General features: G+C 63.3%; 15 protein-coding genes. 9 read left to right on the plus strand and 6 right to left on the minus strand.

Annotated features, from left to right (window positions below):
* The first annotated feature begins 36 nt into the window (after positions 1–36).
* Both hupB and V7787_RS14125 read left to right on the plus strand, forming a co-directional pair.
* A complete protein-coding gene (gene hupB, locus V7787_RS14120) occupies positions 37–309 on the plus strand; it encodes a nucleoid-associated protein HU-beta (RefSeq protein ID WP_003250246.1) in 273 nt (90 codons plus the stop codon).
* 181 nt (positions 310–490) lie between these two features.
* Positions 491–2362, plus strand: coding sequence for a SurA N-terminal domain-containing protein (locus V7787_RS14125; RefSeq protein ID WP_336088546.1), 1872 nt, complete (start codon positions 491–493; stop codon positions 2360–2362).
* A 116-nt stretch (positions 2363–2478) separates the two neighbouring features.
* Here V7787_RS14125 and V7787_RS14130 read toward each other — a convergent pair whose 3' ends face one another.
* Positions 2479–3519, minus strand: coding sequence for a patatin-like phospholipase family protein (locus tag V7787_RS14130; RefSeq protein WP_026031953.1), 1041 nt, complete (start codon positions 3517–3519; stop codon positions 2479–2481).
* A gap of 177 nt (positions 3520–3696) precedes the next feature.
* Between V7787_RS14130 and V7787_RS14135 the strand changes: the two genes are divergently transcribed.
* From V7787_RS14135 to V7787_RS14145, 3 genes are all read left to right on the plus strand, one after another.
* Positions 3697–3975, plus strand: a complete 279-nt coding sequence (locus V7787_RS14135; protein WP_003250254.1) for a lipoprotein — start codon at positions 3697–3699, stop codon at positions 3973–3975.
* A 14-nt stretch (positions 3976–3989) separates the two neighbouring features.
* A complete protein-coding gene (locus V7787_RS14140) occupies positions 3990–4769 on the plus strand; it encodes a CHAD domain-containing protein (protein WP_336088547.1) in 780 nt (259 codons plus the stop codon).
* Between the two features lie 77 nt (positions 4770–4846).
* Positions 4847–5644, plus strand: coding sequence for an acyl-CoA thioesterase domain-containing protein (locus tag V7787_RS14145; RefSeq protein WP_198747898.1), 798 nt, complete (start codon positions 4847–4849; stop codon positions 5642–5644).
* Between the two features lie 41 nt (positions 5645–5685).
* Here the strand turns inward: V7787_RS14145 and V7787_RS14150 are convergent, their stop codons facing one another.
* The 3 genes from V7787_RS14150 to V7787_RS14160 all read right to left on the minus strand — a co-directional run bounded on the left by V7787_RS14150 (position 5686) and on the right by V7787_RS14160 (position 8532).
* Positions 5686–6054, minus strand: a complete 369-nt coding sequence (locus tag V7787_RS14150) for an Mpo1-like protein (RefSeq protein WP_004576795.1) — start codon at positions 6052–6054, stop codon at positions 5686–5688.
* A gap of 75 nt (positions 6055–6129) precedes the next feature.
* A complete protein-coding gene (locus V7787_RS14155; RefSeq protein ID WP_064493428.1) occupies positions 6130–7608 on the minus strand; it encodes a methyl-accepting chemotaxis protein in 1479 nt (492 codons plus the stop codon).
* Between the two features lie 126 nt (positions 7609–7734).
* Positions 7735–8532 carry a TatD family hydrolase gene (locus V7787_RS14160; protein ID WP_064493427.1) on the minus strand — a complete coding sequence of 266 codons (798 nt, stop codon included), beginning with the start codon at positions 8530–8532 and terminating at the stop codon, positions 7735–7737.
* A gap of 157 nt (positions 8533–8689) precedes the next feature.
* On the opposite strand from V7787_RS14160, the gene V7787_RS14165 reads away from it, so the two are divergent.
* The 4 genes from V7787_RS14165 (at position 8690) to greB (ending at position 11703) form a co-directional block, all read left to right on the plus strand.
* Entirely contained in the window at positions 8690–10096 is a 1407-nt protein-coding gene (locus V7787_RS14165) for a transglycosylase SLT domain-containing protein (RefSeq protein ID WP_104887340.1), read from the plus strand.
* A 112-nt stretch (positions 10097–10208) separates the two neighbouring features.
* A complete protein-coding gene (locus V7787_RS14170) occupies positions 10209–10646 on the plus strand; it encodes a DoxX family protein (protein ID WP_010953281.1) in 438 nt (145 codons plus the stop codon).
* A 248-nt stretch (positions 10647–10894) separates the two neighbouring features.
* Complete coding sequence (locus tag V7787_RS14175; RefSeq protein WP_064493426.1) at positions 10895–11203, plus strand: hypothetical protein; 309 nt, start codon at positions 10895–10897, stop codon at positions 11201–11203.
* A gap of 11 nt (positions 11204–11214) precedes the next feature.
* The gene (gene greB, locus V7787_RS14180; RefSeq protein ID WP_010953283.1) at positions 11215–11703 is read left to right on the plus strand and encodes a transcription elongation factor GreB; all 489 of its coding nucleotides are present in this window, start codon (positions 11215–11217) and stop codon (positions 11701–11703) included.
* A gap of 63 nt (positions 11704–11766) precedes the next feature.
* On the opposite strand, the gene V7787_RS14185 is transcribed toward greB, so the two are convergent.
* A complete protein-coding gene (locus V7787_RS14185; RefSeq protein WP_336088548.1) occupies positions 11767–14274 on the minus strand; it encodes an ABC transporter permease in 2508 nt (835 codons plus the stop codon).
* Positions 14271–14957 (minus strand): ABC transporter ATP-binding protein, encoded by a 687-nt coding sequence (locus V7787_RS14190; protein ID WP_020192892.1) that lies wholly within the window; start codon positions 14955–14957, stop codon positions 14271–14273. The genes V7787_RS14185 and V7787_RS14190 overlap by 4 nt, the downstream gene beginning before the upstream one ends.
* Positions 14958–14967: the final 10 nt, after the last annotated feature.

The following is a 14967-nucleotide window of genomic DNA, read 5'->3' on the forward strand; positions in this document are numbered from 1 at the left end:
AGAAACAAACTCAATAGAGAAATAAGGGGACTTAGAGTGAACAAGTCGGAACTGATTGACGCTATCGCCGCATCTGCAGACATCCCGAAAGCTGTAGCCGGCCGTGCGCTGGACGCAGTCATCGAATCCGTCACCGGCGCCCTGAAGCAAGGTGACGATGTGGTACTGGTTGGCTTTGGTACCTTCTCGGTCAAGGAGCGCGCCGAGCGTACTGGCCGCAACCCGCAAACCGGCAAGGCAATCAAGATCGAAGCCGCCAAGGTTCCAGGTTTCAAGGCCGGCAAAGGCCTGAAAGACGCCGTCAACTAAGTCGTCTTTCAGCCGGACCCGGCCTGGCCTGGTCCGAGCACGGTGATGGCGGGGCGCAAACGTTCCCGCCTGACACGTTTGCTAAGAAAAGGCGCATCCTCGGATGCGCCTTTCTTTTATCAGGATTCTACCCACGCTCCGCGGTTGTCGACGCAGTGGTACAGCCGTTTCTGGGGGACGCATGCTGCAAAATATCAGGGACAATTCACAAGGTTGGATTGCCAAGACCATCATCGGCCTTATCGTCGTGTTGATGGCATTGACCGGTTTCGAAGCCATTTTCCAGGCCGCCACTCATAGCCAGGACGCCGCCAAGGTGAACGGCCAGACCATCAGCCAGAACGAACTGAGCCAGGCGGCCGACATGCAGCGCCGTCAACTGATGCAACAGTTGGGCAAGGATTTCGACCCGGCGCTGCTGGATGACAAGTTGCTGCGTGAGGAGGCACTCAAGGGGCTGATCAGCCGCAAGCTGCTGCTGCAAGGTGCTGAGGATGCCAAGTTCGCATTCTCCGAGGCCGCGCTGGATCAGGTGATCCTGCAGACCCCTGAGTTCCAGGTGGACGGCAAGTTCAGCGCTGAGCGTTTCGACCAGGTGATCCGCCAGATGGGCTACGGTCGCATGCAGTTCCGCGAGATGCTCGGCGAGGAAATGCTCATCGGCCAACTGCGCACCGGCCTGGCCGGCAGCAGCTTCGTCACCGATCAACAGGTCGATGCCTTCGCTCGCCTGGAGAAGCAGACCCGCGACTTCGCCTCCCTGACGTTCAAGGCCGATCCGGCCGCAGTCCAGGTCAGCGACGAAGAGGTCAAGGCGCACTACGACCAGCACGCCAAGGAGTTCATGTCGCCTGACCAGGTAGTGATCGACTACATCGAGCTGAAGAAGTCGGCGTTCTTCGATCAGGTCAAAGTGACCGACGAAGAGCTCAAGGCCCAGTACGAGAAGGAAATCGCCAACCTGGCCGAGCAGCGCCATGCCGCGCACATCCTCATCGAGGTCAACGACAAGGTCACCGACGCCCAGGCCAAGGCCCGCGCCGAAGAGATCGAGCAGCGTCTGGCCAAGGGTGAGGACTTTGCCGCTTTGGCCAAGGAGTTCTCTCAGGACCCAGGCTCCGCCAACACCGGTGGTGACCTTGGCTTTGCCGGCCCGGGCGTATACGACCCGGCCTTCGAAGAGGCGCTGTACAAGCTGCAGGATGGGCAGGTATCTGCACCGGTGCGCACCGAGTTTGGCTACCATCTGATCAAGCTGCTGGGCGTCCAGGCGCCAGAGGTACCGAGCTTCGCCAGCCTGAAGGACAAACTGACCCGCGATCTGAAGATGCCGCTGGTCGAGCAGCGTTATGTCGACGCCAGCAAGCAACTGCAGGATGCTGCCTACGAGGCTTCCGACCTGGCCCAGCCGGCCCAGGACCTGAACCTCAAGGTGCACACCTCCGCCGCCTTCGGCCGCGAGGGCGGTGAAGGCATTACCGCCAACCGTGCGGTGGTGCAGGCTGCGTTCTCTGAAGAAGTGCTGGATGAGGGTGCCAACAGCACCGCCATCGAGCTCGACCCTGAGACCACCGTGGTGCTGCGCGTCAAGGAACACCGCAAGCCAGAGCAACTGCCGCTGGACGCTGTGGCCAAGAATATCAGGGAGCACCTGGCCAAAGAGAAGGCGACTGCCGAACTCGAGGCCAAGGCAGACAAGCTGATTGCCGGCCTGCGTGACGGTTCCATCGCAGCAGGCAGCGTGCACGAAGGCCAAGGCTGGAAAGCCTATGAAGCCGTCACCCGTGGTGAGGACGGTATTGACCCGGCCGAACTGCAGGCACTGTTCCGTCTGGGCAAGCCGCAAGCCAAGGACAAGCCAGTGTATGGCAGCGTCGTGCTGCGTGACGGTAGCCTGGTGGTGTTGCAGCTCAAGGGCGTGAACGAAGGCGCTGCCGCCACCGACGAAGAGAAGCAGCAGATTCGCCGCTACCTCGCGTCACGTGCTGGCCAGCAGGACTTTGCCGCTTACCGCAAGCAGCTGGAAGCCAATGCAGACATCACCCGTTACTAAGGTGTTCGCTGCATGAAGAAACAGGCCGCCTCGTGCGGCCTGTTTCGTTTTCGCCAGCCGCGAGCACGGTCATTGTCGAAGGTCACAGCGCCTTCAGGGGTGGCGCCAACCAGGTGCTACCGCTTCACCCCTTCATAACTGTCCAGCGTATCGCGTGCAATCTCTCGCCCCAGGGCGATGAGCTCCGGCGCCTTGTAGAACTCGAAAAACCGGCACACCCGCTTGGGCACGTTGATCAGCACATCCGGTGGATAGCCGGCAATCTTGTACTGGGCCAGTGAAGTCTGCATGACCTCGAAGCTCTGGTTGATCAAGTCCAGGAGTGAGGCCGGCCCCACGTTGTCGATGATGAAAGAACCGGTGGCAGACTTCGGCGCGCCCTCGCGCTCCGGGGCCGCTGCCGGTTGCTGGCTTTCCGGGTCGGCGCTGTCGGCAAGCCACGGGCTTGGCGGTGCCAGCCCCTCGGCGACGATCTCCTTTTCGATGCGGATCAGCTCTTCCGCCGGTTTGCGCCGGAATGGCAAGCGTGAACCCAGCGAGCTCAACAAGGCGTCAAAGCGCATCTTGAACGCCGCCGGGCGCTCGATCACCGGCAACTGGTACTGCTTCTGGTTGGTGGCGTTTAGGTTTACCGCGATGATCAGGTCGCAATGGCTGGACACCACCGGCACGATTGGCAGCGGGTTGAGGATGCCACCGTCGACCAGCATGCGGTTGCCTTGCATCACCGGCGTGAACAGGCTGGGAATGGCCGCCGAGGCGCGCATGGCCTGATGCAGGCAACCTTCCTGGAACCAGATTTCCTGCTGGTTGGTAAGGTCGGCGGCCACTGCGGTGTAGGGTATGCGCAGTTGCTCGATGTTTATCTCGCCGACGATCTTGCGGATCTGCCCGAACACCTTGTCGCCGCGAATCGCACCGAGGCGAAAGCTGACGTCGACCAGGCGCAGCACATCGAGGTAGTCGAGGCTTTCGATCCAGTTGCGATAGTCGTCGAGCTTGCCGGCGGCATAGATACCGCCAATCACCGCGCCCATGGAACACCCCGCGACGCAGGCTATGTCGTAGCCGCGGCGCTCGATTTCCTCGATCACGCCGATGTGCGCATACCCTCGGGCTCCGCCCGATCCCAGTACCAGTGCCACACGTTTACTCATGAACATTCCCCGGCCAGTGCCATCATGGTCCTACAATGCACCCATCGCTGCCTGTGCTTCAATGTAGATCGTGCTGAGCTACTGTAATAAAACTGGCCAGGCAAAGCCGGCTGGGCATGGCACTTTCCAGCTGTCGGAGCGTCGAACAGCCACCGTTTTTCCATAGAGGTATTACTGATGAAAGCCTGGATTTGCCTTCCACTGATTGCCCTGGCCCTTGCTGGCTGCGCGGGCAAGACGGCCTACCGTGACAGCTGCGCGACCCAGCTGGATGCCGCCTGGAAGGAGCTGGACCTGGCCAAGGCCGAAGGCTTCGCCGGTGCCGTAAGTTATTCCAAGGCCTTGTCATTGCTGACCGGGGCCAAGACCCAGCAGCAGTTCGAAGGCTACGAAAGCTGTACCCGCAAAGCCGAAAAGGCGCGGTTCTACATTCGTGAATCTCGCGCCGGGCGCTGAACAGGGAGCATCGTATGTCTGCCATGCTCGACCATGTCGTTGCCCAGATACTGACCTTGCAGGTGCGCTTGCTGGCCTGTCGTGAACGCCTGGCTGCCAATACCGACAGTGAGGCCTTGCACGACTTGCGTACCACCTTGCGGCGCCTGCGCAGTCTGCTGAGGCCGCTGCGTGGGCTGCCTGGCGTGGAACAGCTGGAGGATGCTGCACGTTCGCTGGGGACCCTTACCACGCCGCTGCGTGATCGCGAGGTGCTGGCGGCCGAGCTGATCGGGCGCGGTCACACAGCAGCCGGGCAGCGGCGTCTGGAGGGGCGTGACAGGACCTTCGCCAGTGTCGCTGCCAGCCCACAGCTGGCCAGGGTATTGGCGATTCTCGACGCCTTTCCATTGTTCCTGCGGGCGGCGGGCCGGGAGGGGCTGGTCAAGTCGCTAAGCAAACGTATAGACAAGCGCTTGGTCAAGCAGTGGCGCAAGTTGCACAAAGCGTTGCAGGACCCTGCTCACGATCGCCACCGCCTGCGTTTGCTGATCAAGCGTGCACGCTATGGCGATGAGGCCTACCCGCAACTCGATCACGCTGGGAAGAAACTGCAACGTCTGCTGAAAAAGGCACAGGGCAGCCTGGGTGATTGGCACGACCGCCTGCAATGGCTGCTGCAAGCGCGCGACCATGCCGACCTGCTCCCCTGCAAGGCTGATTGGGAGCAGGAGCTGCATGGGGCGGAGCGCCAGTCGGATGTGACGCTGGACGCCCTGCAAGAGGCGCTGGCGCGGCGTTATCACGGAAAATGACCGATATGCGGGCTGATTGCCCGGCGTTTGCTGGCTAGGATGAGCGGACCTTTTTCTTTGCAGGCAGGAGCCGGCCAATGACTTTCAACCAACTGCTCGACGCCGTGCGGGCCAACCCGGATTCCGTCAGCATTCCGCCCAGCTGGGCCCAGGGGCGTGCTGCCTTTGGCGGGCTGATGGCGGCCATGGTCTATGAAACCATGCGCCTCAAGATCAGCGACAACCGCCCGGTACGCTCATTGGCCATTAGCTTCGTGGCACCCGCGGCGGCGGATGTGCCCATCCGCTTCGAGGTGGAGGTTTTGCGCGAAGGCAAGGCGGTTAGCACGTTGCTGGGCCGCGCTGTTCAGGATGGCCAGGTGGTGACTTTGGTGCAGGGCAATTTCGGTGCGGGCCGCCCTTCGGTGGTCGAAGTGCCGGCGTTACCGGCCATCGATATGCCTGCGCTCGATGAGGCGGCCCCGGAGTTGCCCTACATCAAAGGCGTTACCCCGGAGTTCATGCGGCACGTGGCCCTGCGCTGGGCAGTAGGTGGGCTGCCGTTCAGTGGCAATCAGTCGCGCAAGATGGGCGGCTGGGTGCGCTTGCGGGATGTGGTGGAAGAACAGGTGAACGAGGCGCACCTGTTGGCGTTGGTCGATGCCTGGCCGCCCAGCCTCATGCCGTTTCTCAAGCAGCCCGCTGCGGGCAGTACGTTGACCTGGACCATCGAGTTCATCCAGCCAACGGCGAAGCTGTCGACCCTGGATTGGTGCCAGTACTGTGTGGAGACCGAGCATGCGCGGGATGGCTATGGGCATGCTGCTGCGGCGTTGTGGACGGCGCAGGGCGAGTTGTTGGCGTTGAGCCGGCAGACCGTCACCGTTTTTGCCTGACCCTTGCAAGGCTGCTCACAAGCAGCGCTCCGGCAGCTGGCTCAGTGCCGGTGCTTGTGCCGCTCCCGCCAGGCCCTCCACCAGGCCCCGCTCACCACAAAGCGCGGAAAGGTGATGAACTGCTCGGTCAGTAAGCGCTGCACGGCATCCTGGCGGTTGGCGAACGGTTCGGGCTGCTGGGCTTCAAGGCGGTGGCCTTGGCGCTGCAGGCCCAACGCTGCGACCAAGGCAATCACACCCACCGCGATCTGGCCGAGGTCGAAACCAAACAGACCGGACAGCACCAGCAGTGTCCCCAGAATGAACAACGGCACAGCGATCAGGTGCAACACCAGGTTGGCCGGGTGGCGGTGATTGTGGTGGTAGCCGCGCCATTGCCAGGCGGGAAGATTGGGCAGGCGTTTGCTCATGGGGATTTCCTCTCGGTCATGCCCAAAGCTTAGTGCGGCCCCCAAGCGGGGGCCAATCGAACCTGGCTATGGTGACTATAGCTTGAGCTGGCCAATGGCCTTGTTCAGTTCGCCGGCCAGGGTCGCCAGTTCGCTGCTGGTGGTCGCCGAACCGACCGTCTGCTGCACGGTCCGCTCGGTGACATCGCGGATGCTGACCACCGCGCGGTTCATTTCCTCGGCTACCTGGCTTTGCTGCTCGGCCGCTACAGCGATCTGGGTATTGCTTTCGCGCATCTGCGCCACGGCACCGGTAATTTCCGCCAGCGCCTCACCGGCTTCCTGCGCCTGACGTACGCAGTCGTCGGCCTTGTACGAACTTTCCTGCATGAACTCCACCGCGTCGCGGGTGCCCGACTGCAGGGCCGAAACCATGGTGGTGATTTCATCCGTGGAGGTTTGCACGCGTTTGGCCAGGTTGCGCACTTCATCGGCGACCACGGCAAAGCCGCGGCCCAGGTCGCCGGCGCGCGCGGCTTCGATGGCAGCATTAAGCGCCAGCAAGTTGGTCTGTTCGGCAATACTGTGGATCACACTGACTACACCGTTGATCTTCTGGCTGTCCTCGGCTAGCTGTCGAATCATCTCGGCAGTTTGTTGCACGCCGCTGGAAAGCCCGGAAATCGAATCCTGCACTCGGCTGACCACCGCTTGGCCGCTGCCGGCCAAGGTGTCGGCGGTTTGTGACAAATCGCGGGTGGCACCGGCGTGCTGGGCAATGTGGTGCACGGTCGCCGACATTTCGTTGATGGCAGTGGCGGCCTGGTCGGTTTCACTCTGCTGGCCGAGCATGCCATGGCGTACGTCGCTCATGCTGGCGGCCAGGCGTGCAGCGCCCGAGTCCAGCTGTGCTGCGCTGTGGGCGACGGTGCTGACCACGCGGTGATAGGTGGACTGCATGGCGTTGAAGGCCCCGGCCATCTGGCCGACCTCGTCGCCACTGGCGAGCGGTACGCGGGCCGACAGGTCGCCGGTTTTTTCCACGTGCAGCATCACGTCCTTGAGGGTGTTGAGCTGGCTGAGCAGGAAGCGGATCAGCAGTTGCGAGGCGCCGAGCATGGCCAGCATCAGGATCAGCACACACACCGCGTAATTGCTGAAGCGATCGAAGAAGACCTGGCGCAGGCTGGGTGACTGGGCCAGCACAGCCAACTGCTGGTCGCCATTGCGCAATACCTGTGCGCCACGCAGCGGGTTTTCACCGAGGATCCAGGCGCTCGGCAATGCTACCCAGCCTTGGGCGTTGCGCAGGGCATCGAGCGCCTCCCCGGCGTAGGTTGGCGTTTGCCCGGTTGACCAACTGATGACGTTGGCCGGGCGTGGCAGTGCTTGCCCGGCTGGCCAGGCGGCCAGCAACTGGGCTTGTGCGACCGCCAGGCCCTGAGCCGCCTCGGCACGTGCGCGTTGCTCCAGGTGCACGGCGTACAGCACCAGCAGCAAGGTGGTGACAAAGGCCACTGCGTTGACGGCCCAGAATTTGTACTTCAGGGAAACATTGCTAAGCCAGGCACCCATGGGCAGGTCTTCTCTGAGTTGAGCGGAAACAATATTGGCAAGGTGCCATCATTGTGCCCACATCCACCTGGACATGTGTTGATGCATATCAACTGTGTTCACCCGCCCCGCAACAACACGCGAGACTCAGGGGAGCTGGAAAAAATCGCGCGCCGTTGCCGTGGTATGCGCCGCCGTGTGCTCGGCTGATTCACCGCGATGCAAGGCCACCTCGCGCAGTACCTCCGGCAAGAACGCCGGCTCGTTGCGCCCGCTCTTGGGCTTGGGCCGCAAGCTGCGCGGCAGCAGGTAGGGCGCGTCGCTTTCCAGCATCAGCCGGCCTTCAGGGATGTTGCCCACCAGCGGGTGCAGGTGAGTGCCGCGGCGTTCGTCGCAGATCCAGCCGGTAATGCCGATGTGCAGGTCCAGGTCCAGGTAGGCGAACAGCGCCTCGCGCTCACCGGTGAAGCAGTGCACCACCGCGCCGGTCAGGTGGTCGCGGTAGTCCTTGAGAATCGCCAGCAAGCGCTCGCTGGCATCGCGCTCGTGCAGGAACACTGGCAGGCGCAGCTGCGCAGCCAGTGTCAGCTGGGCTTCCAGGGCTTTTTCCTGCAGCGGGCGAGGGGAAAAGTCGCGGTTGAAATCCAGGCCGCATTCGCCTACCGCGCGTACGCGCGGTTCGCTCAGCAACAGTCGCAGCTGGCGCTCGCTGTCGGCATCCCAGGCCTTGGCATCATGAGGGTGCACGCCGGCCGTGGCGAACAGGTGCGCGCCGCTGGCATCCAGTTGTTGGCACAGCTCCAGCGCTTGTTCGCTGACCGCCAGGCTGGTGCCTGTCAGCAGCATTTGCGTAACGCCGGCCTCCAGTGCGCGCTCGACGATTGCGGCCTGTTGGTCGTGGAAACTGCTGTTGGTCAGGTTGACGCCGATATCGATCAGTTGCATGGTGCTATCTCGTGCCGCGGGGCGGCCAGCATAGCAAAAACCGCGTTTTTCTGAAAAAACCAAGAACTTCATGCTGTTGCCGTGGTCTTTTACCGTCGTTTATCACTTGGCGGTGCAACCCATGGATGCCGCTCACCGACCACGGACACGTTTTCGCATGCAGCGATGCTGGCTCATTTTTCTGCTGACGCTGGGGTTGGCCTTTGCCGGTCCCGCCCAGGCGCGCTCGCCGGGGCCGCAGCAAAACATACCGCCTGCCAAGGTGCGTGACCTGGCGCAGATTCGCACCAGCAAAGTACTGCGAGTGCTGGTCAACCAGAGCCGCAACAGCTCTGGTGAGGTCAAGGGCGAGCCAGTCGGCATCGAGTATTATCGCCTGCGTGCCCTGGAGCATTTCCTCAATGCTCGTACCGCCGACGACCAGCAGATCCAGCTAAAGCTCATCCCGCGGGCCAAGGAACAGTTGCTGGGCGCCCTGGCCCGCGGTGAGGGTGACCTGGCCGCGCCAGGCGAGCTGCTTGACCCCACTACGGTGAGCGGTGTCCGCGGCAGTGCGCCGATACTCGACCAGGTGCCGCTGATGCTGGTCGGGCGCAAAGGCGAGCGAAGTTTCAGCAAGATCGAACAGCTGTCAGGGCGTACCGTGGCCCTGACCAGTGCCAGTGCCGCCGGGCCGCTGATCCAGCAGGTCAACCAGCAACTGGCACTGCGCAAGCGGCCGCCGATCAAAGTGGAGTGGGTCGATTCGACGCTGGCGGTGGAGGATGTGCTGGAGATGGTACAGGCAGGCATCTACCACCTGACCGTGGTCGAGCAGCCCATTGCCCGGCGTTGGGCCCGGGTTATGCCGCGCCTGCGCCTGGACAGCCGGGTGCGCCTGGGGGCGCCGCAAGCCATGCGCTGGTATGTAGGGCGTGAAGCGCCGCAATTGCTGGCCGCAGTCGATCACTTTCTGCAAGGTTACCGCGCGCCAGATAACCAGGATGCCGCATTCGAGCGCATCTACCGCCGCCAGTACCGGGTACACAACCCGTTGGCCAGCAAGGACCGCCAGCGCTTGGCATCGGTGCGGGCGGTGTTGCAGAAGCATGGCCAGGCGCAACAGATCGACTGGCTCAACCTGGCTGCATTGGCCTTCAAGGAGTCGACGCTCAACCCGGCTGCACGCGGTACTGGCGGTGCCCATGGTCTGATGCAGATTACCCCTTCGGCGGCCCAGCGGGTGGGGGTGAGCAATACTGCGACGGTAGATGGCAATGTCCTGGCCAGTGCCCGTTACCTGGCGCTTATCCGGCGCAAGTTTTTTGCCAGTACCAAGATCAACGAGCGTGAGCGCATGGCCTTTGTGCTGGCAGCCTACAACCTCGGCCCCGAGCGGGTTCAGGCCATGCGTGCAGAGGCTCGACGGCGGGGGCTCAACGGCAACCAGTGGTTTTTCCAGACCGAACGCATCGCCATGGAGCAAGTGGGGATGGGACCGGTCAATTTCGTCAACAGCATCAACAAGTACTACCTGGCGTTCAACCGCGAACGCGCGGCACTGGAGCGTGTAGCGAAGCGTTAAGCATCGATTTTATCGATTGTTATGTTGGGTTTTTTGCGATTTTCATATCAAGAGAATTGATTATGATGGCGCCCATACCCACACAACTGCTTCACTTCAAGGACGCTTCGACATGAACAACACTACCCTCAACGCTCTGTTCTCTACACGTGCTGGCGCTGGCTTGAGCGTTATCCGCATCCTGGTCGGCATCATCTTCATGGCTCATGGTGCGCAAAAACTCTTCGGCCTGTTCGGTGGCTACGGCCTGGAAGGCACCGGCCAATGGATGGAAAGCATCGGCCTGGCGCCGGGTTACCTGATGGCCCTATTGTCCGGTAGTGCCGAATTCTTCGGCGGCCTGGCCTTGGTGGTCGGCCTGCTGGCTCGCCCGGCGGCCCTGGCGCTGACGGTGACCTTGATAGTGGCCATCGTTTCGGTGCACATCGGCAACGGCCTGTTCATGTCCAACAACGGCTATGAGTTCGCCCTGGCGCTGTTGGCCGGCACCGTTGCAGTCATGATCGAAGGCGCTGGCCGCTTCTCGCTCGACCGCCTGATCGCCCGGTAACCAGCTGCACGCTCTGAGCTACGAGACGCAGGCAAGCGCGGGCCAATACTCGGCTTGTTCTTGCTTGCGGCTTGTCGCTTGCAACTTGGGGCTCATCGCTCTAGCATACCGCCTGCGCCGATTTAAACAGCTACTTGCGGGGCGCAGGAAAGCCCCACCTCCGGGCCGTCCGAAATACCGCTAAAGCGCTGGTTCGGTGACGCCTCCCACCGCTGCCCAGCGGGATTCGCGAGGCGGAGAGAAGCTCCATGAGTTGCCCACGTACCAGTGTCTGTTTGAGCCCTTTGCCTGCCAACCAGGCGTCCCGCACACCGCGCATCCTGCTCGGCGGCCGGCATCAGCCCACCCTTTTGCGTCATCTTGAAGGCCTGTCACGGCGCAAGGGACAGGCGCGTGCCTTTCTGATCCAGTTCGCCGATAGCGACTGTCACCTCGCGCAGTATGGCAATGACCGTTTCGACCTGGCTGTGATCCAGGCGCCGGCACCGGACGAAGCCGCCGAAGTCATCGGCCATCTCACCCGCATCGCGCGTCAAGGCCTGATTACCCGCCGCTGAGGAATGCGCTATTGAGCACCAATATCATCACCACAGAAGGCCATGAGGCGCTGAAGAAAGAGCTGGACCACCTGTGGCGGGTGTATCGTCCGGAAATCACCCAAAAGGTTGCCTGGGCGGCTTCGTTGGGTGACCGCAGCGAGAACGCGGACTACCAGTACAACAAGAAGCTGCTGCGCGAAATCGACCGCAGGGTGCGATACCTGCGCAAGCGGCTTGAAGATGTGAAAGTGGTGGCGTACTCGCCCGAGCAGGAAGGCAAAGTGTTTTTCGGTGCCTGGGTTGAGATCGAGAACGACGAGGGCGAGACCATGAAGTTTCGCATTGTCGGCTACGACGAGATCTACGGGCGCAACGATTACATCTCGATCGATTCGCCCATGGCCCGTGCCTTGCTGAAGAAGGAGGAGGGTGATGAGGTGGTGGTGCATACACCTACCGGTGAAGCGACCTGGTATGTGAGCAGCATCCGTTACGGCCAGGGCGTCTCGACGGACTGACTGGCCCGTCTTGCGTCAGCTTGAGGCATGTGCTGTCCCGGCAGAAGCGCTGACAGCCAGGCCTCAAGCCTCGCGCAACACCGCCAGCGGGCTGGCATTCAACGCCCGCCGTGTTCCCAGCACCCCAGCACCACCCACCAGCAGTGCCCCCGTCAGCGGCAACACCAGCAGCCACGGGTGGGGGGTCCACTGCAAATCGAAGGCATAGCGGTACAGCACCCAGGTAATCAGTTCGCAGCCCACGGCCGCCAATAGCCCGCTGGCCGCACCCAGCAGGCCGAACTCGATTCGCCGGGCCTTGACCAGCAACGGCCGCGCCGCGCCCAGTGCGCGCAACAGTGCGCCTTGGCGAATACGCTCGTCCAGCGTGGCCTGCAAGCCGGCGAACAGCACTGCCAGCCCGGCGGCCAGCACGAACAGCAACACATACTCCACCGCCAGGGTTACCTGGGCGAGAATGCTGCGCAGCTGGTCGAGCAAGGCATCCACCTGCAGGATGGTCACCGCCGGAAACGCCCGTGACAGCGCGACGACATCCAGGTCATGCCCCGGTGCCAGGTAGAAGCTGGTCAGGTAAGTGGTCGGCAGCCCCTGCAGCGTGCCAGGCTGGAATATCATGTAGAAGTTCGGCTGGAAGCTGTCCCAATGCACGTTGCGCAGGCTGCTCACGCGGGCCTGGCGCTGCTGGCCGCCAATATCGAACGTCAGCAGGTCGCCCATCTGCAGTTTCAGGCTGCTGGCCAGCTCCGCCTCCACTGAAACCCCGGGGATGTCGTTGTCGGCTGGCAAGGCTTGCCACCAGTTGCCGGCGGTCAGCACGTTGCCTTCGGGCAACTCGGCGGCCCAGGTCAGGCTGAGGTCGCGCTGCACGGCGCGCTCGCCTGCCGAGTCCTTGCTGACCACCTGCTGTACCGGTTTTTCATTGATTTGCACCAGGCGCCCGGGCGTTACCGGGTACAGCGGCGCTGAAGCGGCATTGACCTGGTGCAGGTGTTGAATGAACGGCTCACGGTCATCTGGCAGGATGTTCAGGGCGAAGTGGTTAGGCGCATCCTTGGGTAGCTGTGCTTGCCAGGTATCGAGCAGCTCTGCGCGCAGCAGGGCGACCAAGGCCATGGCCAACAGTATCAGGCCGAATGCCAGGGCCTGGCCTGCTGCCGCCATGGGGTGGCGCAATAGCTGGCCCAGCCCCAGACGCCAGGTGAGTGGCGCACCGGCCAGCAGCTGGCGCAGGCTGCGTAAACCGAGCAACAGCAGGCCGCCGAGCAGAAGTGCGGCGACCAGGCCGCCACCGAGCAGGGCGAAGGTGAGCAGCAGATCGAGGCTCAGGCGCCACATGATCAGGCCCAGGGCGAGCAGGGCGGCGCCGTACACCAGCCAACTGCTCGCAGGTATCGGCAGCAGGTCACGGCGCAGCACGCGCAGTGGCGGCACCTGGCCCAGCGCCGCAATCGGCGGCAGGGCAAAGCCAGCCAGTGCCACCAGCCCGGTACCGATACCTGCCAGCGCGGGAACGATGCCGCCAGCGGGCACCACGCTCGGCAGCAAGCCGTGCAGCAGGCGGAACAGGCCCAGCTGAGCCAGCCAGCCGAGCAAGGCGCCGGCCAGGGCAGCGACCAGGCCGAGCATGGTCAGTTGCAAGCAATACAAGCCCAATGCCTGGTGGCGCGACAGGCCCAGGCAGCGCAGCAGGGCGCTGGCGTCCAGTCGGCGTGCAGCATAGCGACTGGCCGACAGTGCCACGGCCACGCCTGCCAGCAGCACAGCTACCAGGCTGGCCATGTTCAGGTAGCGTTCGGCTTTGCCCAGCGCGCCGCCGATCTGTTGGTTGCCATCGCGGGTGTCACGCAGGCGCTGGTTGGCGGCCAGGTCTTTTTCCACGGCCTGACGGTACTGCGCCAGCGCCTCGGCATCGCCGCGCCACAGGTCACGGTAGGTGACCCGGCTGCCCGGCTGGATCACGCCGGTGGCTTCCAGGTCGGCCAGGTTCATCATCACGCGTGGGGTAAGGCTGTAGAAGTTGTTGGCGCGGTCCGGTTCATAGGTAAGCACGCGGCTCATGCGCAGGGTTTTCATGCCCACGTCGATGCTGTCGCCGATCGCCAGCCCCAGTGCCGCCAACAGGCGCGGTTCGACCCACACTTCGCCAGGGGCAGGGCCGCCGCCGGGTGTTTCTTCGGCATAGGGTGCCAGAGCGCTGCGTACTTGCCCGCGCAACGGGTAGGCGCCGTCGGCGGCCTTTACGCTGGACAGCTGGATGCCATTGTCGCCGCCGACCACGCTGGTGAACTCGACCACGTGTGCGTGGCGCAAGCCCAGTGCCTTGCCGGCATCGAGTTGTTGCTCGCGGGCCGGGGCGCTGCCCTGCAGTACCAGATCGGCGCCCAGGAACTCGCTGGCGCGCAGCTGCATGGCGCCGTTGAGGCGGGCGCCGAAATAGCCGATGGCGGTGCTGGCGGCTACCGCCACCAACAGGGCAAAGAACAGCACGCGCACTTCACTGGCGCGAACATCGCGCAGCAACTGGCGCAGTGCCAGGCCACACAGACGGGACAGCGGCATATGACTCACCAGACCTCCATCGGCGCCACAAGGCGGCCCGCGTCCAGGCGGATCTGGCGCCGGCAGCGGCGGGCCAGGCGTTCGTCATGGGTGACCAGCACCAGGGTAGTGCCGCGCTCCTTGTTCAGCTCGAACAACAGATCGCTGATGCGCTCGCCGGTGTGGCTGTCGAGGTTACCGGTGGGCTCATCGGCGAACAGCACCGCAGGCTGCGCGGCGAAGGCGCGGGCGATTGCCACGCGCTGCTGCTCGCCGCCCGAGAGCTGCCGAGGTGTGTGGCTCAGGCGCTTGCCCAGACCGACCCGCTCCAGCAAAGTGCGGGCCTGTTCGCGGGCATCGCGGCGGCCGTCCAGTTCCAGTGGCAGCATGACGTTTTCCAGTGCATTGAGGCTGTCGAGCAGCTGGAACGACTGGAACACGAAACCCACATGTTCGGCGCGCACACGGGCACGCTGGTCTTCATCCAGTGGCCCCAGGTCGTGGCCGGCGAGCATGACGCTGCCAGCGCTGGGCCGGTCGAGGCCGGCGAGCAAACCGAGTAGGGTCGACTTGCCAGAGCCCGAGGCGCCGACGATGGCCAGGCTGTCGCCTTGGGCCAGGTCGAGAGACAGTGCGTGGAGGATGGTAAGGTCACCTTCCGCGCTGGGGACCACTTTGCTAAGGTTCTGCGCAACGAGAATGCTGGGGCTCATGGAGAATCCG

The sequence above is a fragment of the Pseudomonas sp. CGJS7 genome (assembly GCF_036961695.1).